This is a genomic window from Waterburya agarophytonicola KI4, assembly GCF_020640915.1.
GTDB lineage: Bacteria > Cyanobacteriota > Cyanobacteriia > Cyanobacteriales > Xenococcaceae > Waterburya > Waterburya agarophytonicola.
Map to the genome: position 1 here is coordinate 31672 of NZ_JADWDC010000002.1, position 20983 is coordinate 52654.

The following is a 20983-nucleotide window of genomic DNA, read 5'->3' on the forward strand; positions in this document are numbered from 1 at the left end:
GATAGGCTTGCCAGTTATAAAAATGTTTGACCATCTAAAACCCCAGTATGTAACCATCTCCCGCAAACGTCATTTTAGTTTTGATGGTGCGGTATATCCTTCGGTGACTTCTATTCTGTCTGCAACCAAACCAGCCAAAGATCGTCAAGCTTTGCAACAATGGCGCAAACGTATCGGTGTCAAACAAGCCCAAGAAATCTCTACCAAAGCAGCGCGGAGGGGAACATCGGTACATTCAGCAATCAAATATTATCTCAGACAGCAACCAATACCAGAAGACATTGAAACTAATCCTTTTTGGCATTCCATTCAACCAGTTTTAACCCGACTCGATCGCGTTCATTTAGTAGAATCAGCTATTTACCATGCAGAGAGTGGTTATGCGGGTTGTTACGATTGCTTGGGATAATGGGAAGGAGAATTGTGTGTTTTTGATTGGAAAACTGCTTCCAAATCCAAAAAAATAGAATGGATTAACGATTATTGCCTGCAAGTAGCTGCTTATATCAGCGCAATAAATTACTTTTATGGAGTCAATATAAAACGAGGAATTATTGCGATCGCTTTAAGTAACGAAGCCGCACAAATTTTTACTTTAAATGTACGAGATCTTGCTAATTATCAACAGCAGTTTTTGATTAGGTTAAACGAATTTAACAGATCTTTGCTTAAGTTACCGAGATCGTAGCCGTTCTATTAGATAATAAGCAAACTAATTAACGTGATTTCGGCTAAAAGCTAAAAGCTAAAAGCTTTCAAACAGCTACATTATCAAATCTAAGTTTTTCAGCAAACCCTAATTAGAACGACTATAATTAGCAATTAATCTACTATTTCGTTTGTAGAATTAATGCCTCCAGTTCTTTTTTACAATTCAAATCGAAAACACTTAATTGTTTGTATCCAAAATAGACAAAATCTCTAACAAACAAGCGATTTACTACTTTGAGAGTTTCCTCATCGTAATATTCTAATAAATTCCCTTGTTCTAGCTCGTTTTGTTCTTCAATCGAACTAAAAGTATCAACAATTTCTAAATTAAATTCTTGGCTGAGATCAGCAACATCTAATTTTAGAGTTTCAAAGCTGGCAATAAATTCAAATTTAAGCCAACTATCGTTTTCAATGTAGCTGTATTGATCTGCCGCACCTATATATTTCCTGGATATATCTAACCGAAACTTGGTTAAAATATAGTCCATAAACTCGACAAAACTTTTAAAATCTCCTTCGGGAAACATATGGTGAAACTCTTGAGAGGGAAAAGGATTTAAGCCAGTATGACGAGCGAGATAAAATCTCAAATTATTACCAAAATTCTTTTGAACGCCAGCTTCGGGAGACTTATAGTAATTCTGATAAATATCTATCAAGCGCGTGTAAGGATTGCGAACCCCGACAACTTTATAGTAGTCTTTCGGGTCAATTTCCAGTCGATTTAGCAAAGACTCGGAAAACCTAAAATAGCGTTGATTGGTACTAACGGACTCACCTTGCCATTCTTTCTGTACATAAGGAGCAAATAAATTAAATATTGCTTCGCATTTCGCTCCTGGAATTTCGACCAGAATAACTTTTGGAGACTTACAGATTATCATTGTAATAAAAAAAAAACAGGATCTCGTAAGTCTAGATCTTAAATTACATCAATGGTGCGATCGAGATCTCCATGAAGCAAAATACTTATTACTTAAAAAGCCCTGGACGTGTCATAGCAATAGGCTTATGTTTGTTTAACTGGCGCAACCAAAAACCGCCTAAGACTGCAACAATTAAAGATATCCAGCCTGTTAATGATTGTAGTAATAAAAATCCGCCGATCGCAAACATCGAACCAAATAATAAAAAGCTAGCTGCAATTACTTTTAATAAGTCTTGAGTTAAATTCTGTGCTGGTTCAATACCTGTCCTTTCTTTTTGTCTTTGCCAACCTATTCCCCCTGGTTGAACTTTGGTATAAAAGCGATCGAGAGTTTCATCAGATTCTGGAGGAGTGAGATACATTACTGCGATCCAGATTATCGCCGTTGTACCAGAAATAAATAACAACTTGTAGCCAAAATCAGGGAATATTTCATTGAAACTAGGATTAATACTGGCAATTAACCCAATTATGAAACCGCTAACCATTGCAGCTAATTCGGCTGCTGCATTAATACGCCACCAAAACCAACGTAAGATCAATACTAGTCCTGGTCCCGTACCGATCGCAATTACCAAACGGAAGACTGTAGTAATATTAGTTGCATATAAAGCTGCGATCGCGCCTAAAACGGTAACTAACACCGAGGCTATTCTCCCCATCATCACCAATTCTGCTTGAGTGGCGTTGGGTTTAATAAAACGGCGATATAAATCGTTGGTTAAATAAGACGCACCCCAGTTAATCGAAGTGGAAACCGTACTCATAAAGGCTGCAATTAAGGAAGTTACCACCAAACCCAACATCACGGGGGGTAAAAACTCCAGCATTAACTTAGGATAGCCCAACTCTTTATCTTCCAAGTCGGGATAGATTACCATTGCCACCAAAGCCACTATAATCCAAGGCCAAGTACGAATGCCATAGTGCAGGATATTAAAAAACCAAGAAGACTTTTCCGCTTCTTCTTCTGTCTTTGCTGCTGCTAAACGCTGAATAAACTCCCCGCCTCCATCACTACGACGAAATGACCACCATTGGACGAATAAATAGGCAGAAAAGGTAGTGGCGGTAATTCCTGCTGCATCACTCCAGCCAAAGCTACCATTGCTAAACTGGAAGGGAAAGAAGGCTAGAACATCAATATCGCTTACCTGTTTTACTTGGGGAATAAGTTCGTGTATTCCTCCCACATGATTCACTGCTACAATAGCTACGGCGATCGCCCCGAGTAAAGCCAAAAAGAATTGAAAGAAATCAGTCGTTACCACGCCCCAAAGTCCAGAAAAACCAGAATATAACAGGACAAACAGGCTAACCCCAATTACACTCCAGATTTTGATGTTTTCCCCTGGATTTACTCCCAAACTCTGCCATAATTCCAAGGCATCCACAACTTTAACCATTGCTAGCATGGCGTAACCGATCCCAATACAGTTGATCGGTAAAGCAAACAAAAATGCCTTTGTCCCTCGCAAAACCGCAGCAGTATCGCCCCCGTAACGCATCTCGGTTAACTCTGCGTCGGTGACAATTTCCGATCGCCTCCACAGACGAGAGAAGATATAAATTAAAATTACGTGGGATACGCCAAAACTCCACCATTCCCAATTCCCCGCAATTCCCCGACTGGATACTACCCCGCAGATATATAAGGGGGTATCGATCGAGAAGGTTGTCGCAGCCATACTCGTACCCGCCAACCACCAAGGAAGCGATCGCCCTGAAACGAAAAAGTCTTCCATGCTTTTAGAAGCCTTGCGGGAAAGAAAGATTCCTAAACCTATAGTGAGGATGAAGTATATTAAGACAATTAGCCAGTCAATCGGTTTCATGGGTTCGAATTTGCCTGTTTAAAGTGCCTCATTATAATAGACTTCTGGTTTTGGATATACTAAAAGTTTTAGGATCGCATTCTGCGGGGAAGGCGAAAGCCCCATTCCCTTTAGGGCAGGGAGTAGTCAAATATTAAATCACTAATGTCATAATTAGTTATAACCATTGATATTTGCTTAGGCAGTAGTCTCTGTGAGAATTTTGCTAGTAGAAGACGATCGCACTTCAGCAGCAGTGCTGAGTCAATACCTCACGAGCCAGCATTATCTGGTGGATCTGGCTCATGACGGACAGGCTGGTTGGCATCTAGCAGAAGCATTTGACTATGAACTAATTATCTTGGATGTAATGTTGCCTCAACTAGATGGTATTAGCTTTTGTCAACAACTACGAGCCAAAGAAGATCCTACTCCTGTTATGATGCTAACTGCCTACGATTCTAGCAGTGATAAGATTACAGGTTTAGATGCGGGGGCAGATGACTATGTAGTTAAACCCTATGATTTGGATGAGTTGCTCGCTAGAATTCGAGCCTTGTTGCGTCGAGGAAAGGTTGCTTTATCACCGACTATTACCTGGGGGGATTTATGTCTCGATCCTAGTATTTGTGAAGTGACTTACCAGGGACAATTGTTACGCCTCACTGCCAAGGAATATGCCATCCTTGAGCTTTTTTTACGCAATACCCATCGCATATTTAGTCAAAGTGCTTTATTAGATCGTCTGTGGTCTTTTGATGAACCGCCTTCGGAGAACACTGTTAGGGCGCATATTAAAAGTTTAAGACGCAAACTAAAAGAAGTAGGGGCAACAGACTTGATTGAGACGGTTTATGGACTGGGATATCGCCTGCGAGAAATTTCACCAGCAACAGAAACTTTAGGGTCAAAATCAGTAAAATCAGCCCCAATTTACTCCGAATTAATGCCATTTTGGCAACAGTCTTACCAAAAATATAGCGATCGCCTTGCCACCTTAGAGAAAGCAGTCACAGCTTTAGAAACCAACAGTCTTTCAGCCTCAGAACAACACCAGGCAGCACGACAAGCCCATACTCTGATCGGCTCTTTGGGTAGTTTTGGCTTGGAAGATGCTGCTAGATTATGTCGCGAGATCGAACAGATCTTGCAAGGTAAAATCGAACCTAGTCAAATTACCCCCCTGCAAACATTACTCCAGCAATTGCGCGCTTCCCTAACGGCAGTTGCCCCTGTTACTTCTACTCCAGATTCTGTCGATATTTCTATTGAGCCTGAAGAATCGAACCCCCAACTATTAATTATTGATGACGATCGCGAATTAAATCTACTTTTAATTGCTGAAGCTAAAACCCAGGGCATCCAAGCCAAATCTGTAACGAATATCTCTGCTGCCAGGGAGATGATTGCCCGAAGTCAACCAGACATAATTCTGCTGGATCTCTGCTTTCCCGACTCGAAGGAAAATGGATTAACTCTACTCCAACAACTAGCAATAGAACGCGCTTGTATGCCTGTAGTAGTATTTACCGCTAGTTCTAGTTTTAGCGATCGCCTCAAAGCTACTCAATGGAGGGCGCAAAGCTTTTTACAAAAACCGACCTCTGCCCCCAAAGTCATCGACGTGATCCTCCAGATTCTTCAGCAATCTACCACTCCTGAAGCCAGTTTACTGATTGTGGATGATGACCCCCAGATGTTGGATCTTCTGAATAATTTACTCTCTCCTTGGGGCTTTAAGCTTACCTTCCTAGAAGATCCCCAGCAATTTTGGCAAACATTGCAACAGACTACTCCCGATCTGTTAATTTTGGATATAGCGATGCCTAATGTCAGTGGGATTGAACTATGCCAGGTAGTGCGTAATGACCCCGATTGGAGTCAGCTACCCATACTGTTTTTATCGGCACATCAAGATGCGGACACAGTTAATCAGGTCTTTATGGCAGGGGGAGATGACTACGTTAATAAGCCAATTGTGGGAGCAGAATTAATTGCCCGTATTCTCAATCGATTGGAGCGAACTAAAATGCTACGCCAGTTAGGAAATCGAGTTAATGAAAGTTAGACACCAACTATTATTAAGTTATTTATTTATTTCCTTACTAGGAGGCATAGCTGGTTTTTTGGGGGTAAAGGCGATTAATAATATTCAACAAAAATTTGAGCGGGTCGTTCAGCAAACAATTCCCGTTAAAAACGAACTAAATAATTTACAAAGAGCCATTAATAATTTGACCCTCTGTACGGATGAAGTTATTTTCTTGCAACAGCAACAACAAGATAATAGCTCTAATCAAACCAAGGCGATCGCCCAACAAAAAGAGAGGGAATTATTAACTAAAATTAATGACTGGTACTTGCTCAGAAATGAATATTTGATTGCTTTAGGTAAATATGAAAACCTAGTTTTAAAATTCTTTCCCGAAGAAAAAGAATATTTGCTAGCTATTCGACAATCCAGCCAGAAAGTATGGCACACCGCTCAAGATTTAATTATTGCTCAACAAAAACAGGATTATGATCAAGTTTTTGTTCTTAAACAACAAAGTCTGAGACAAGCTTATCAAGATTTTAATCAAGTAATTAAACAAGCATTTACCCATGAGGATATTGAGCTACAAACCAGGAATGATAGTTTGAATTTATCAATTCATCGATATAGACAAATTATTTTGGGTTTTACTTTATTAGGTTTACTATTAGCTTTGGCGATCGCCTGGTTAATTTCCCGCTATATACTAAGATCTTTAGAAAATTTACAAGTAGCAGCAATTGCCATTGGCATGGGAAATCTAGATACCCGCCTCCAGACTGCTGGCAAAAGTGAATTTGACATCTTGGCACGAACCTTCAACAAAATGGCTGAGGATTTACAGCAAGCCAATGCCTATACCCTAAGTATTAGTGAAAGTTTAACCGAATCTTTGGTGGTGATCAGCCCCAAAGGCATAATTCAATCAGTTAATCAGGCAACCTGCAATCTATTGGGCTATAGTCGAGTCGAACTGATGGGCAAACCCCCCCAAATTTTACTAGCACAACGAGATAGTTGGTTAGGAAATTTGACTATCGATTACCTAGGGACGAACGGTGCAATTAGCAATGTAGAAACGACTTATCAAAGCAAATCTAATACTGAAATTTGCGTGCTGTTTTCCGCTTCGATTTTAGTTGGCAATCAGGGAAAACAGTTAGGTTTGGTTTATGTTGCTCAAAACATCACCAATTTGAAACAAGTCGAAAAAGACAATGCTTTACTGGCAAAGGCTTTAGAACACGTAGATGATGCCATTGAAATTACCGACAGCCAAGCTAATTATCTCTATGTCAACCCCGCTTTTACCAGGATGACGGGATATACCTCTTCTGAAGTGATCGGTAAAACTCCTGGGGATTTGTTTCGCAGTGGTCAACATAGTCAAGATTTTTATGATCAGATTTTTGCCACCGTTCAGCAGGGTAAAATTTGGCGGGGTTTAATGGTGAGTAAACGCCACGATAAAACCCAATACGACCAAGAAGTAACCCTGTCTCCGATCCTCAACCACCAAGGTTTGTTGACCCATATTGTAGGGGTGAAACGGGATATTAGCGATCGCCTGAAAGCAGAACAAGCCTTACAAAAGAGTGAAGAACGTTTGGATTTAGTTTTGTGGGGTAGCAAAGATGGATTTTGGGACTGGAATATTCTCGAAAATCAGGTATTTTACTCGACTCGTTGGAAACAGATGCGGGGTTTTGCGGAAGAAGAAATTGGTAATGATGTGGAAGAATGTACCCAGCGCATTCATCCCGATGATGTTAATACTTTTACCCAGGCTTTAGAGGATCATATCGCCCAGAAAACCCCAACTTTTGCCATTGAATATCGCACTTTATGCAAGGATGGTAGCTATATTTGGGTCTTAGATCGAGGTCAAGCTTTTTGGGACGAGACAGGAAAAGCGATCAGAATGACAGGTTCGGAAACTGATATTACCCAACAAAAGCAAATTGAAGCTACCTTAAGAGAGGCAGAACGACGCTGGCGATCGCTCTTAGAAAGTGTGCAACTTCTCGTTGTCAGTCTCAATTCTTTGGGTCAGGTGGAATATGTCAATCCTTTCTTTTTGGCACTAACAGGCTATCAAGCAGCAGAAGTTATTGGTAAAGATTGGTTTACTAATTTTCTGCCTCATCAAGAACAAGAAGGGGTTCAGGATTGTTTTGTCGCTCTCCTGCAACAAAACTTTCAGCCTCATTATCAAAATGCCATTCTCACTAAATCTGGTCAAGAAAGAGCGATCGCCTGGAACAATACCCTATTGCAAAACGAGCAGGGTGCAACAATTGGTACGATGAGTATTGGGCAGGATATTACAGAACGTCAGATGATGGAAAAAACCAAAGACGAGTTTATTTCTGTGGTTAGTCACGAACTCCGTACTCCCCTGGCTTCTATTCAAGGGGGGTTGAATCTGATTTCTAGTGGATTACTCGAACCTGAGTCAGCTAAAGGTCGCCAGGTGATCGAGATTGTTACGGAAAATGCCGATCGCTTGGTTTTGCTGGTGAACGATATTTTAGAACTAGAAAGGCTCAAGTTGGGCAAAGTTAAGTTATTACTCAAAATTTGTGATGCTGCTGAACTAATCAATAAAGCCAAAGATCTGATGCAACTTCTGGCAAATCGTTCGGGAATTAACTTATCTGTATCTCCTCAACCAATTAAGGTCAATGCGGATGGCGATCGCATTATTCAAGTCTTAACTAACTTGATTAGCAATGGCATTAAATTTTCCCCTGAAGGTTCAACTATTTCCTTAACTGTAGAACTGCAAGTAGAATCTCAACAGGCATTATTTAAAGTTAAAGATCGAGGACGGGGTATTCCTAGAGATAAACTTGATAGTATTTTTGAACGGTTTCAACAGGTAGATGCCTCCGACTCCCGTAAAAAAGGCGGGACTGGTTTGGGTTTGGCTATTTGTCGCAGCATCATCGAACAACATGGAGGAAAAATTTGGGTTGAGAGTATTTTGGAAGTTGGCAGCATTTTTTGCTTTACCCTGCCGTTGAAACTAGAGGAGTATAACCATGACAGTTAAAAGAATTCTCATTGTCGAAGATGAAGCTGGTTTACGACAAATTATTCAATTTTCCCTAGAGGCAGTAGCAGGCTGGGAAGTCTTAACGGCTGCTTCGGGTAAGGAAGGGTTGATGATAGCTGAAGCAGAACAACCAGATGGCATTCTTTTGGATGTGATGATGCCCGATATGGATGGGGATGAAACCTTTAAGCGACTACAGAACAATCCCACTACTAAAGATATTCCCACTATTTTTTTGACCTCTAAGGCAAGTGTGAGCGAGCAACAAGAATTACTAGATTTGGGAGTAGCTGGAGCGATCGCCAAACCCATTAAGCCCAGGGATTTAGTTGAGAAAATCTGTAAAATTCTCCATTGGCAAGCTTAAATTTCAACCTTAATATTACTTAAACTTTTAATTCACAAATTATTCACACCGATCTCCTAACTTGAGATTTAGTTAATTAACGAACAAAATGTTCCGTTAAAGGAGAGAAATGGGTGCATCCAATGGTTGTGAATTTTATATCGAACTGGCAACGGATGTCTTCCAAACTCAAAATCCAGCATTGCTTAAATCTCTGACAGATTTTCTGGCAGATCTCCCCTGTTCTAGAAGTGGAACGGAAATCTTGATTGCAGCTTGTTATCAACTGGCTCAAATCGATCCTGATGCTTTTCGCTGGCTTTGGCGCAATTCTGCTTATCTTCTACCTGAAGTAAATTTAGTAGTTCCAATGCTCGAATTTACACTTCAATTGCTAGAAAAACAAGGTTTTTTACCAGGTCAAGACTTTAACTTTCGATCGCCAGAGCAAATTTATTTGAGGGAACAGACAAAAACTGAATTATTGAGGCGGATTTCTCCAGGCGATCGCCTAATTCTCGAAGAACTACTGGTAATTGGCTTTGTAACTGAACTGGAAATGAACTGGAAATTGACTTTATGACTGAGGAGAATAATCACCAATGAAAATTTTGGTCGTCGAAGATGATCTAGAACAAATTGAACCAATCTGTGAAGTTTTATCTCAAGCTGGTCATATTACTGACTGTATTGCTGACGGTTCGACGGCTCAGTGGTTGATCGGCGATCGCGATTACGACCTCCTCATTTTAGATTGGATGCTACCAGAGGTTTCGGGGATTAGTCTTTGTTCTCAATATCGCAAGTTAGGCAAAGCTGCGCCAGTACTGATTATGAGTGCTAAAGATAGCATCGCTGATAAAGTCACGGGTTTAGATGCAGGAGCAGATGACTATTTAGTTAAGCCGATAGATCTAGTGGAATTGCTGGCTAGGGTAAGAGCTTTAAGTCGTCGCTCTCCTTTATGGCAGGGTAATCATTTGGCTATGGGTGAACTCCAACTGCATTTGGATACCCTATGTGTAGAGTATCAACAACAAGTAGTGCAACTATCGACAAGAGAATCTCAATTACTTGAATATATGTTGCGCCATGGTCAACAAGTGTTAAATCGAGAGCAAATCGAAGCAGCCCTATGGGAATGGGATAGTATCCCTGAAAATAATGCAGTTACTAGCTTGGTACGTCGTCTCCGCCAACGTCTACAGCAGATCGGGGCAACAGACTGGCTAGAAACAGTTTATGGTACAGGATATCGTTTACGAGAACCTGAAGCTCAGTTAATGGTTAGTTACAAGTAAAATGCTATATGTGCCAAGTTTTTTAAAATTACCCATGAAGCCAGTTAGCAATCAAGCACGTAAGTTTTGGCAAAAATTACCCGTGCGTCGTCGTGGGTTGGTTATTGTGGCAATTCCGATTACTTGTTTGATCGCTTCTTTAACGGTGTTTAGTTTACTGCAAATCAAACTAATTGAGCGGGAACGTCAAGTCAACCAGGCTCACAAGATCTACACAGAAACTCAACGCTTAATCACCACCATTGCCAATGCAGAAACAGGAGTTCAAGGATATTTAATTACAGGAGAAGAAGCATATTTAGATTCTTATCAAGTTGCCTCAACTATTGTGCTGGAATCTTTTCAAGAATTACAACCTCTAATTCAAGACGATTTTCACCAACAAGAAAGATTTAAATTAGCCCAACAACAATTAGATGAAAGTTTAACGCTTCTGGAAAAACTCCAACAAAGTAGAGGGGAACTAGAAATTAACTCTCAAGAGGCTATTTCTCCAGTGCAATTAACTGAATCAATAGATCGCACCAGAGCTGTAGTGGAAGAAGCTAAGTGGTATTTGTATTTAATTTCCACCATGGAAGAACGTCGTCTCTTGGTTTATCAGCATAATCTGGATGCACAGAAATTATTTTATTGGCTTTTGTTAGGTATTGTGGTGGGGCTTGGTACTCTCGCTTCCTTGATCGCCATTTATTTAATCTATCGTTTAGACGATGAATTGCAACAGAAAGAAGATCGTCTCTGTCAGACTAATAAACTACTGGCTCAGGTTAATGAACAGTTACAACTATTTACTGCCAATGCTTCCCACGAATTAAGAGCGCCTCTAGCAGCAATCATGAGTAATGCCCAAGCAGGATTACTCGCCCCCTCCCACGATCTTGAGCAACCCCGCCAGAGATTAGCCAAAATTGTCACCCTCGCCAAGTCGATGAGTGGACTAATTGGTAATTTATTATTCTTAGCCCGACAAGAAAATATTCTTGATTCAACCTTGATGGAAACAGTGGATATCGTTGTTGTTTTGGCTCAATTAGTTGAGGAATTTTCGACACAAGCAGCCGAGAAAAATTTATGTTTCCAAAATCATCTACCAGATCGGGCAATGCTGCTTCAGGTAGAACCAGAATTACTCCGTCAAGCCGTTGCTAATTTACTGAGTAATGCCATTAAATATTCCGATCCTGGAGACACCATCATTTTAAGCTTACAAGCCCAAACAGAGTGGGTTTTAATTCGAGTAGAAGATAATGGCATGGGTATTCCCGATCGCATGCTGCCCGATATTTTTAAACCTTTCTATCGAGTGGATAAAGTACGATCGCGTCAAACAGGGGGCTTTGGTTTAGGATTGGCGATCGCCCAACAAATTGTTCAAGCTCATGGTGGAGGAATTAAGGTTGACAGTATAGTTGATCGCGGTTCGACTTTTACCATTCTTTTGCCACGAACAATTAACCAGCAAAACTTAATGAGTAAAACTTGTCACACTTTTGAGAGTGCGATCGACGATAATAAACATATCTAAATTCAGCCTGGTTATTATCATCAGATTTATGGCTCGTGAAACTCCAGAAGGCGATCGCTAAAACTACATCTGTCTCAATCTTCTTGACTCTCTTTGTGATATTGAACCACAAAGATCGAGACTTAGTTAATCATTCTTTATTATTGAGCTGGTTCTCTGTCAATGCCCAAGAGAGTCAGCAGGTAGTTGCTATTAAAGATTTACAACCAGGGAAAATTCAAACGGTATCAGGTATTGTTGCTGCTTTATGTGATGATGAATTTATTTTACGGGATGATAGTAGCCCCGTTGTGGTTAAAGTCGATTTAGAAGCCAAAAATATTAGACTGTTTCAAGGAGAAAAAGTAGCTGTTAGTGGTATTTACTTTCAAAATGAATTGGAAGCTTTTGAGATCCGCAGAACAAATGGTGAAGTATTTAAGTTAAATGCTGCTAGTGAAGATTTATAATAAGTTGCGTTTCAAATAAAGCTAGATCTTATATTTCTTCTTCTTATTTTTAACTTGTATTTAAAGGTCAGTTAACCTTGACATATTGATGTCATATTTATTTCCCATAATAAAGACAGTTAATCCTCTAGACAATAACTAAGGATTAATTCTCAAAATAAATAGAAATTAAGCATAAGGAGACAAACAAATGTCTAATAACTATGATAACGGTTTAGCCTTATTTGCAGGATGCGACAGTCTTTTCCAAGACTTGACTGCTGCTGATGAATCTACTATTGCTGGTGGTCGTCGCGGTCGTGGTCGTGGTCGTAGTAGCAATACTAGCGGTCGTAGTAGTAATACTAGCGGTCGTACCCGTACTCGTACTGGCAGATAATATTCTTTTCTTTTTGGGGTGAATATTGAGCAAGAATATCCACCCCAAAAAGATAGTCAAGGATATTACTTTATCCCCAGCTAAAAAGTCTACTTTCATTATACTAGGGTTTTTAATGTCGAGACATCGGGATTGGAAACCCTAGTTCTTTTCAAGTTAAGAGATTTAGTAATAAGTAATCAAAAAAAACAATTAACAGATGACGGCATAAGAGTATAAAAATCATGGTTTTTAGCTTAAGTTCGCACAATGTTTGGCAGTATTTACAAGCTAGAAATATTTGCTCATCTACCGAAATATCTCCTAGCGCAATTAAACCCAAGGATTGTAAAAATTTTAATCTTTTGGTTAGTTTTTCTGATAATTGCCATTATCTAGTTAAACAGGAATGTTGGGATACTCAAGGTAAAACTAAAGGAGAATTTCAGCAGGAATGGCTAATTCAAAGGTTAGTTCGTCACTTCCCTCAACTTAATTGTTTACAGAATGTTATTAGTGAAGCTATTGATTACGATCGCGACAACTCGATTATTGTTTTTAATTATCTAAATAACTATTGCGATCTCGCTAATTTTTATGATCAACATCAGATTTTTCCAACTGCGATCGCTACAGCACTAGGCGAGACTTTAGCAACTATTCATCGTCTTACTTTTAAGCAAAATAATTATCGCGATTTTTTAGCTAAAGATAGTAACTATAACTTACAGAAACAACCTAATCTACTTAAATACTTGAGTCGAATTAAACCCGAATTAATCGGAAAAGTGGGAGAAGATGCTTTTAAATTTTATCGACTCTATCAACGGGAGGTAGTAATTGGTGAAGCAATTGCTCAACTTGAGAAAAAGTGGCTTCCTTGTTGTCTTACTCATCGTGATTTTCGCTTAGCTAATATTTTAGTTTCTCTATCTTGCCAAGCAGCTCTTAATGAAGCTGAATTAATATCTCTTAGCAAGAGAAAAGATGAGGCAATTATTCGTATTATTGATTGGGAAAGATTTAGCTGGGGCGATCCTGCTTTTGATTTGGGAACTATTATTGCTAATTATCTTAAATTATGGCTGGGTAGTTTGATTGTCGGGACGGATATTGATATTCGCACTACTTTAAGTTTAGCGACTACTCCTTTAGCATTTATTCAACCTAGTTTAGTGGCTTTAACTAATTCTTATTTAGCGGCTTTTCCCGAAATTACTCATCATAATTCTGATTTTTTAACTAAAGCAATTCAATTTGCTGGTTATCATTTAATCGAGTTAATTCTGGCAAAAATAGAATATCGCGAACCTTTTGATAATACAGGAATTTGTCTGCTTCAGATTGCCAAGATGTTGTTGTGTCATCCTCAAGAGTCAATGATGACTGTATTTGGACAAGAGATGAACAATGAAGAATTAGCTCGTACATAACTAATTAAGCGATCGCAGTCAGGAAGTGAAGTAATGGAAATATTGAAACAGCTATCATCAGAATTGGCAGCTAGTTTAGAAGATATTGTCAATAAAATTGAAATTGGTACGGATTTTTATCTCAGACATCCAGATTATGCTCCTTTAGAAATTGCCCCAGAAATAGTCGATAATTTGCAAAAGTTACCAAAAGAATTTCAAAATCGATATTTTAGTTTGCAGTTGCGTAGTTATTTGGCAGATATTTATTTTCATGGTTGTATTAATCAAATTAATTCATCAGTAAAGGAAATTAGTATACCTCTGGAGAATAACAGTATTAAAGGAGTAGATCGCGATTTTTACGAACAACTAGAAGCTAATAATTTTGGCACAGGTTATTTCGATCCTGGCTGGTTAGTAATTAGAGAAGAAGAAGCTGGAAGTTTAGCTGTACAAAAAGATAATCTAACTTTTCATATTCAACGCGATCGCCATTTAGCCACTCAAGATTCTCAAGCTAATATTAACGAGCTTGTTGCAATTTTATTACCTCATAATCGCTGGCAAGATGAATTTTATGTAGCCATTAGTAATCATGGGTTAGTAGATTTTTCTCAGGATAATCAACAGCAAGTGATCGAGATTTATTTCAATACTAGCCCTGAAGGGGCAATTGTCTTGATGAGAGAATTAACCAGACAATTGAACGATATTAAAATTCCCTTCACTTTAAAAGTTCTTGACAATCCTCATAATTATCCCTGTTATGATGCGGTAATTTTAGAAATTTTTTGTATTGACTATTTAATAGTCAATGAAATAATTAAAGCCATCTATCCAGATATACAGCCACATTTATATAATGAAACTCCAATCTGTACCTTCAAGTTAGCACCAGGAATTAGTTTGGCAGAAGCAACAGAAGACGGTTTTGTGAATAGTCGTTGTGGCGCGATCGCCTCTGGTTTATTAACTGCTTGGTATGAAGAAGATAATTCTCCTCAAAATCGTCTTCAATGTATAAAACAAGCATTTAGGTCACAAAAAATCAGTTGTCAATCTCCCTATTTACTGCAAAAACAAACGAGAAAAAATCAATATATACCTTTTGATAGATAATTTTTAGGATTAATATAAAGTTACTAATTTTATATTAAAATGATGATAAAAAAATGATTTAATCGTGATACAAATATGATAAAAAAGACAAGAAAATTATTGATTAAAATGATAGTATACAGATATTAAAATACTTAATATTTAGTTAATGGATTCTCTGGCTACAACTTTTTTAGCTTTGGGCTTGGCTGCCGATGCTTTTGCCGTATCTCTTACTAGCGGATTATTAATCCAAAGAATTAAAATCAACAAAGCATTGAAAATTGCTTTATTTTTTGGCGGATTTCAATTTTTAATGACCTTAATTGGTTGGTTGTGCGGGATTAAATTTAGTGATTTTATTGTTGATTTCGATCATTGGATTGCTTTTGGTTTACTAAGTTTTATTGGAGGTAAGATGATTTACGAATCATTTCAGTTACCAACTGAAAGAGAAAAATATAATCCTGTGGATTCCTATACGCTTTTAGTACTGGCGATCGCTACTAGTATTGATGCTCTAGCTGCTGGATTAGGACTATCTTTAATTAAAAATTCAATTATTTTGGCAGCCACTTTAATTGGCGTAATTACTTTTTGTTTGTCTTTTATTGGCGTATTTATCGGTCATAAAATTGGCGATCGTGTAAATCATCAAATTGAGGTTATGGGAGGAATGATTTTGATTTTTATTGGTAGTAAAATCCTATTTGAGCATTTAGCATGATTGGCAGATATGAAGAGATAATATAATTATTTGCTGGTTTAATCTCTTCACCTCTTTACCAATTAATTAACTATTGTTTATAATTTTGAGCTTGGTTTACGGCGACTTTTCCACCACATTGAAATACCAGTAAAAGTTAAAAACAATAATCCTAGAGCATTGAGAAAAGGAAAACTTTTCTGAAAATCAATGTAGCCAAAATCTCCTTTATGCCAATGAATTGCCCAGCGTAGCTTATCTTCAAAACCGCCTAATTCACCAATTTGAAATATTACTCCAGTGATTACCGTTAATAAAATTGGTAAAATCATAATCGGTGCAAGTAACCGATGCCATTTTCTAATTTTAGTTGCATTAAGTTTCATTTTTTTCTACCAAAATGACTATATCGCTGAAGAGTTTGTTTAGAGTTTAATCTTCTTCACCACCTTCACCACCTTCACCACCTTCATCAGTTTTTGGTGATTGTTGTTCGGTATTAACACCTTCTTCGCCCCCTTCACTCCCTTCCGTATCACCGATTTCACATCCACTCAAATTAGTCATCAAACCTAAGAATAAAGCGATCGTTAATGCCCTAGAAGTTGTTTTTTTATAATCCATTTTTCTTATCTTGATTTAATTAATGCAAAGGCATATTAAATACCTATACTTGTTATTTTTATTTATAATTGATTAATCCACAATTTTATTATTTTTACATAAAAATTAATAATTAATTGATTACATGACAGTCAATCAAAATTAAATCCTTTGACATATTGGTGTCATATTTTTCCGCAATAATAACAATTCATAAATACAAATAATTGTGCTTAAAAAGCAGAGCAAAACATACATAAAACTCTGCATTTTTCTGTACTATGACGAATGGATTATTATAATGAATTACTATATTGTTTTGACGAGAGTGCATGCTAAACGTTTTGAAGAAGCATCTTCGGCAACAGCAGAACTACCTAAATTCGATTTAAGCATGCTCGCCGAAAGTCTGAATGCTTCTTTTATCACTCCAAAATCTTATCCCATCAAACTTATTGACAAAATTCGCGCTAATTTAGCAGGAATACCAGAAAATTGGGCATTTGCTAGAGCGATCGCATCTCAATTAGGGGCAGATGATGTCGTTTTTTGTCCTGGAGAAGAAATCGGCATTCCTCTTGCGAGTATTTGTAGTACAAAAACAGAACGACCAAAAATTGTAGTCTGGTTTCACCGTATTACTGGCTTAAAAGCTCGCGTTGCTCTAAAACTATTTAAAGCAATTCGTTCACCATTGCTCGTTAATTTAACAAGCAATGCAGTTTCCCACTGTGTTCCTATCGGATTGTTCATCTGTGCGATAGAAAACTTTTAAGCGATCGCTGGGGTGACGAGAGTTCAGGAGGAGCAAGAAGAAAATACTATTGTTTGACTGAGCTAGGGGTCAAAACTCTCACCGATGTCCAAGAATATCGACAGCAGTTAGCTAAAAGCTAATTCCAAGTTTCAGCCTCTCTAAAACTAACGCTAGGAAATAGAGACAAAAAAAGAAGAGCAAGAGTTTACGATCGCAAGATCGACAAAACTCACTCTGTAAATAATCGAAACGATTTATCTTGATGTGAATGTGCTCTTTTATTGCCAAGTATTCATGTTTTTGATGAATTACAATGCAGTTTTAGAACAGACAAGTTACTGCCAAGTAAATTTAAGTCGCATCAAGCTCTCTCATGAAACTCTCACATAAATGTAAATTAGAAGTAAAGATATCTTTGGGGAGTTTCACTTTTTGCTTTTAACTAATGAATAAAATCAACATATTATTGGATAGCTGCTGCACAATATTTTTAGTCTCTGGTTTGGGAATGAGTAGTTTTATGACTGTACCCCAAATAGCGAGACAGTCTGCCCTAAAGGATACCGCTCCGCATATTGCGGGAGTTTCCTCCATTATAGGAACTGTCGAGAGTGCGATCGCCCAATTGTCTAATTCTTTAGTTTTAGATCGTCAAGATGCTTTAATCCCCAAAGGATCTGGCACAAGAGAATTAACTTCTTTTGAGAAATATCGCATTGAAAAAGAAATCGCTCAATTAGAGAAAAAGGCTCAAACTGAATTTGATCGCGATAATGTCAATCTAGCAATGAAGTTGTGGTACCGCCAGTTGAGGTTAACTCGCTTTATTGATACGGAAGCAGAAATTATTAGTTTAGGTAAAATTGGAGCGATCGCTTGGGAAGAGAATCGTAGTGAAGATGTCAGAAATATTGCCAATCGTTTAATTGCAATTCAAACTGAAGAAAGTACGAAAAAAAGATTAACCCCCAATTTGTTGGACGAGCTAGCAATTGCTTATCAAGCAGTACGATATTTGGATAAAGCAATAGATGTTTATCAATTAATTTTAGTCGAGGAAAAAAAAACTTATAATTCTGTTGCCAAGGAAAAGCTTTTAAATAAGCTGGGCGAGTTATATTTAGGTATCTTCGATTATGGTAATGCTGCTAATATCTATCAAGAATTACTTGACGATAATAGTTCCAAGGAAGATCGAGAAATACAGCTTAAAAGATTAATTGAAATTTATCATCATGGTCGATTCACTAATAAAGCGATCTCCACGAGAAAACTTTTAATCGTGCAATATATTGAAGCCGAAAAAAATAATCAGATACCAATATTAGAACTAGCTAATGCTCGCGATCGCGTCACCCTAAAACAGTTCGATCTAGCCATGAAAACTTATCATCTGGTATTTGAAAAAGCATCTACCACCCGACAATTAGCCATTGCTAGAGATGCTTTAATCGGCATTGGCCAACTCTATCAACAGCAGGAAAAATTAGAACCAGCGATCGAGATATACAAGAAATTACTAACGGTTGAAAAACAAGCTGATAATTCTTATGGTGCAATCGATACTTATGATACCTTGGGTAAGATCTATTTAAAATTAAATCAACCAGATAGAGCCGCGAATTCTTTCCAAGAAGCTTTAGTAATAGCAAAAGAATTTGATTATAAAGTGAAGTATTTTAATCGACAGATTGAGAAAACTAATTTAAAGTCGAACTCTCAATAAAACCCACCTTCCGCACGTCAAAATGTATTAATCAACAATTCATAAAAATAACTTCTCAATCCTGACCAACATTAAGCCAAAATACCCAAGTTTTCTATTGTTCTTTTCTCATCAAAGAAAACTAAATTGAGGAAATATCCAACGTAATGTAGGTCGTTCTGTCAGTTTACATAATTGATTTTTAATCCCTGTTTTTGCCCTTTGTAATGGTAGAGCGAACTTGTCTTTGTCCCACAGAATAAACTAGAAGGCAGCCAGCCCATGAGCATCGCCATAGTTTCAACTCTTTGAGTCGTTTTCAAAAAAACACTGTCAGCAAAAAACAAGGAGTCTTTAAGGAAAGCAAAACCCCTTTCAGGAGCTTGTTGTTCTTTATATTTTCTGAAAATATTATCTGAAGAAAAAGAGTTTTTATCTAACTTATTGGTAGCTAATTTTTGAATTTTACCTAATAATTAATTCTACTGATTACTAAATTTATTCTACCTTGAGACTTTTTGAGTATTTATTACTAGAGTTTGTTTGATCGGTGTTTTTTTTTCTACTGATTATTTTGATTGCTTTATATTACATTTTGACGTGCGGAAGGTGGGATCGAAGATATCGAAATTATCTCGATATTCTGCACTTAAATTTACCTTTTTCCAAACAAGAATTAAAAATTCCCTATAGGAAAAAAGCGTTAGAAACTCATCCTGATACGGTTGGAACAACCGAAGCTTTTAGGGAAGTGTATATCGCTTTTGAAATTTTGTCTCAGTTGGCTAGCTAAATGTCAGCACCCCCCACTAAAGCGAACCCCCAGGTTTTTAATCAAAATCTCTATTCTTAGCAGTATGACAAAAGAAGGTAATATATTCTTTGTGTCCCCCAGGAAAAGCTATGTTTAAGGTCAAGGGATCTTCTGTATCTCTAGGATCGCCCACGCCTTCTATTACTTTAATATCTTGAGGATTAGAACGGTCTAATTTTAGTGCTTGGCGGTTTTTAACTTCGCCACCGCTACTATCTACGTAAACAATTACATTATTAGTTTGAAATTCTCGACCTAATGCTTGAATTAATTCGAGAAAACCGCGATCGCTTCCTCCTCTTTTGAATTCCATTTGACCCTGATTTTCTACTGCTTTACTAGTTACTGTATCCCCCACTCCAACTATAGTAGGCATGACTTGGGGGTCAAAATTATCTCGGACTAATTTAAGCAGTGCAGTTTGCTCTTTTGGTGCTTGTCGCCCATTGAAACTTTCACCTAGAGGATATTTCCCAGTCTGCAAATGATAGTAGTGATTGAGAATCACTAAAACCCCTACTTCTTTGATTCCTCCCCGCAGCATAAATTGAAAATCTGTTGTCCCAGAATCTTTTCCTTGGGATGGTTGCATTATTTCTTGTCCCGCTTCATCTCGACCTAAATTGGGGGCATAATGAACGAAGAAGGAATCATTTAAACCCTGTTGCCGCGCTTCTGACAGCAAACGATCCATCAGGAATTTAATTTCTTGTTGCAAGTCGGCATATAATTCAGGATTATCTTGGAATACTTCGTGAAAGACGTTTAAATTGGCGGTGGGGGAAACTTTATTATCTAAGACGGTGGCGTTAATGTATGCGGCTAGTTTTGTCTCGTCTAAACCGTATTTGGGCTGTTTGCTCAACTCTTTTAAATAGTCTGCTATTTTATTGGGGACGGCTGCTAAAAAAGCCATTTCGCGATCGCTAACCCCAGGATGGGATACTTCTCCGTAACAATTTTGCCACTGTACCCCACCCCCAGCCAAACCTTGGAGATATAAGCCTTTTTCTTGGGCTAAATTGCCATCCCCTAAAACGCGATCGACAATGCCATTAACCCCCCGTTTGCCAATATGTTCCCCGTTAGTTAAAACATAAAAATGACTGCCGAAAGATTTTGCTGCGGAAAGATATTGGGGATCTATTACCCTTGTCAGAGGATCTTTGACCAATCCCATACAAACTCCGTCAAGATCTTGAATAATTAAGCTATTTTCTTTCTTGACAAGCATTTTACTCAAACTTTGATGGTCGAGGGAAAGCGATCGCAGATTTAAAGCAGCATCTTGAACTGTCATGAGAAAATATAGATAGATAAAGAACTTCTGACTAACACCATTCATTCAACCATA

Annotated in this window: 21 protein-coding genes and 1 pseudogene; 16 read left to right on the plus strand and 6 right to left on the minus strand. The window is 38.0% G+C overall.

Going from position 1 to position 20983, the window contains the following annotated elements; translation table 11 throughout:
• Positions 1–22 precede the first annotated feature (22 nt).
• Both I4641_RS00940 and I4641_RS00945 read left to right on the plus strand, forming a co-directional pair.
• Positions 23–409, plus strand: coding sequence for a hypothetical protein (locus I4641_RS00940; protein WP_229638547.1), 387 nt, complete (start codon positions 23–25; stop codon positions 407–409).
• 12 nt (positions 410–421) lie between these two features.
• Positions 422–688, plus strand: coding sequence for a hypothetical protein (locus I4641_RS00945; RefSeq protein ID WP_229638548.1), 267 nt, complete (start codon positions 422–424; stop codon positions 686–688).
• Positions 689–830: 142 nt separating this feature from the next.
• Here the strand turns inward: I4641_RS00945 and I4641_RS00950 are convergent, their stop codons facing one another.
• Together I4641_RS00950 and I4641_RS00955 are read right to left on the minus strand one after the other, a co-directional pair.
• Positions 831–1598 carry a sulfotransferase family 2 domain-containing protein gene (locus tag I4641_RS00950; protein WP_229638549.1) on the minus strand — a complete coding sequence of 256 codons (768 nt, stop codon included), beginning with the start codon at positions 1596–1598 and terminating at the stop codon, positions 831–833.
• A gap of 88 nt (positions 1599–1686) precedes the next feature.
• Entirely contained in the window at positions 1687–3477 is a 1791-nt protein-coding gene (locus I4641_RS00955) for a sodium:solute symporter family protein (RefSeq protein WP_229638550.1), read from the minus strand.
• A 193-nt stretch (positions 3478–3670) separates the two neighbouring features.
• On the opposite strand from I4641_RS00955, the gene I4641_RS00960 reads away from it, so the two are divergent.
• From I4641_RS00960 to I4641_RS01010, 11 genes are all read left to right on the plus strand, one after another.
• On the plus strand, positions 3671–5524 hold the full coding sequence (locus I4641_RS00960; RefSeq protein ID WP_229638551.1) for a response regulator: 1854 nt from the start codon (positions 3671–3673) through the stop codon (positions 5522–5524).
• On the plus strand, positions 5514–8546 hold the full coding sequence (locus tag I4641_RS00965; RefSeq protein ID WP_229638552.1) for a PAS domain S-box protein: 3033 nt from the start codon (positions 5514–5516) through the stop codon (positions 8544–8546). The genes I4641_RS00960 and I4641_RS00965 overlap by 11 nt, the downstream gene beginning before the upstream one ends.
• Positions 8536–8916: a response regulator gene (locus tag I4641_RS00970; RefSeq protein WP_229638553.1), complete on the plus strand. Its 381-nt coding sequence runs from the start codon at positions 8536–8538 to the stop codon at positions 8914–8916. The genes I4641_RS00965 and I4641_RS00970 overlap by 11 nt, the downstream gene beginning before the upstream one ends.
• Before the next feature lie 109 nt (positions 8917–9025).
• Entirely contained in the window at positions 9026–9478 is a 453-nt protein-coding gene (locus tag I4641_RS00975; protein WP_229638554.1) for a hypothetical protein, read from the plus strand.
• A 19-nt stretch (positions 9479–9497) separates the two neighbouring features.
• Positions 9498–10196 (plus strand): response regulator transcription factor, encoded by a 699-nt coding sequence (locus tag I4641_RS00980; protein WP_229638555.1) that lies wholly within the window; start codon positions 9498–9500, stop codon positions 10194–10196.
• A 34-nt stretch (positions 10197–10230) separates the two neighbouring features.
• Positions 10231–11724 carry a sensor histidine kinase gene (locus I4641_RS00985; RefSeq protein WP_229638556.1) on the plus strand — a complete coding sequence of 498 codons (1494 nt, stop codon included), beginning with the start codon at positions 10231–10233 and terminating at the stop codon, positions 11722–11724.
• Between the two features lie 35 nt (positions 11725–11759).
• Positions 11760–12173, plus strand: a complete 414-nt coding sequence (locus I4641_RS00990; protein WP_229638557.1) for a hypothetical protein — start codon at positions 11760–11762, stop codon at positions 12171–12173.
• A 190-nt stretch (positions 12174–12363) separates the two neighbouring features.
• Positions 12364–12552, plus strand: coding sequence for a hypothetical protein (locus I4641_RS00995; protein WP_229638558.1), 189 nt, complete (start codon positions 12364–12366; stop codon positions 12550–12552).
• Between the two features lie 224 nt (positions 12553–12776).
• Positions 12777–13964, plus strand: a complete 1188-nt coding sequence (locus tag I4641_RS01000) for a phosphotransferase family protein (RefSeq protein ID WP_229638559.1) — start codon at positions 12777–12779, stop codon at positions 13962–13964.
• 33 nt (positions 13965–13997) lie between these two features.
• Complete coding sequence (locus I4641_RS01005) at positions 13998–15065, plus strand: T3SS effector HopA1 family protein (RefSeq protein ID WP_229638560.1); 1068 nt, start codon at positions 13998–14000, stop codon at positions 15063–15065.
• Between the two features lie 148 nt (positions 15066–15213).
• Complete coding sequence (locus I4641_RS01010; protein ID WP_229638561.1) at positions 15214–15771, plus strand: manganese efflux pump MntP; 558 nt, start codon at positions 15214–15216, stop codon at positions 15769–15771.
• A 77-nt stretch (positions 15772–15848) separates the two neighbouring features.
• On the opposite strand, the gene I4641_RS01015 is transcribed toward I4641_RS01010, so the two are convergent.
• Together I4641_RS01015 and I4641_RS01020 are read right to left on the minus strand one after the other, a co-directional pair.
• On the minus strand, positions 15849–16136 hold the full coding sequence (locus tag I4641_RS01015; RefSeq protein ID WP_229638562.1) for a PepSY domain-containing protein: 288 nt from the start codon (positions 16134–16136) through the stop codon (positions 15849–15851).
• Positions 16137–16182: 46 nt separating this feature from the next.
• A complete protein-coding gene (locus tag I4641_RS01020; RefSeq protein ID WP_229638563.1) occupies positions 16183–16374 on the minus strand; it encodes a hypothetical protein in 192 nt (63 codons plus the stop codon).
• Between the two features lie 280 nt (positions 16375–16654).
• Between I4641_RS01020 and I4641_RS01025 the strand changes: the two genes are divergently transcribed.
• Positions 16655–17128, plus strand: a complete 474-nt coding sequence (locus I4641_RS01025) for a hypothetical protein (RefSeq protein ID WP_229638564.1) — start codon at positions 16655–16657, stop codon at positions 17126–17128.
• A gap of 427 nt (positions 17129–17555) precedes the next feature.
• Positions 17556–18836 (plus strand): tetratricopeptide repeat protein, encoded by a 1281-nt coding sequence (locus I4641_RS01030; RefSeq protein ID WP_229638565.1) that lies wholly within the window; start codon positions 17556–17558, stop codon positions 18834–18836.
• Between the two features lie 123 nt (positions 18837–18959).
• Here the strand turns inward: I4641_RS01030 and I4641_RS01035 are convergent.
• Positions 18960–19270: pseudogene (locus I4641_RS01035) on the minus strand (IS1634 family transposase); the annotation flags it as partial.
• A gap of 95 nt (positions 19271–19365) precedes the next feature.
• On the opposite strand from I4641_RS01035, the gene I4641_RS24065 reads away from it, so the two are divergent.
• On the plus strand, positions 19366–19608 hold the full coding sequence (locus tag I4641_RS24065; protein WP_369426700.1) for a DnaJ domain-containing protein: 243 nt from the start codon (positions 19366–19368) through the stop codon (positions 19606–19608).
• 37 nt (positions 19609–19645) lie between these two features.
• Here I4641_RS24065 and stpA read toward each other — a convergent pair whose 3' ends face one another.
• Positions 19646–20929, minus strand: coding sequence for a glucosylglycerol 3-phosphatase (stpA, locus tag I4641_RS01040; protein WP_229638566.1), 1284 nt, complete (start codon positions 20927–20929; stop codon positions 19646–19648).
• Positions 20930–20983: the final 54 nt, after the last annotated feature.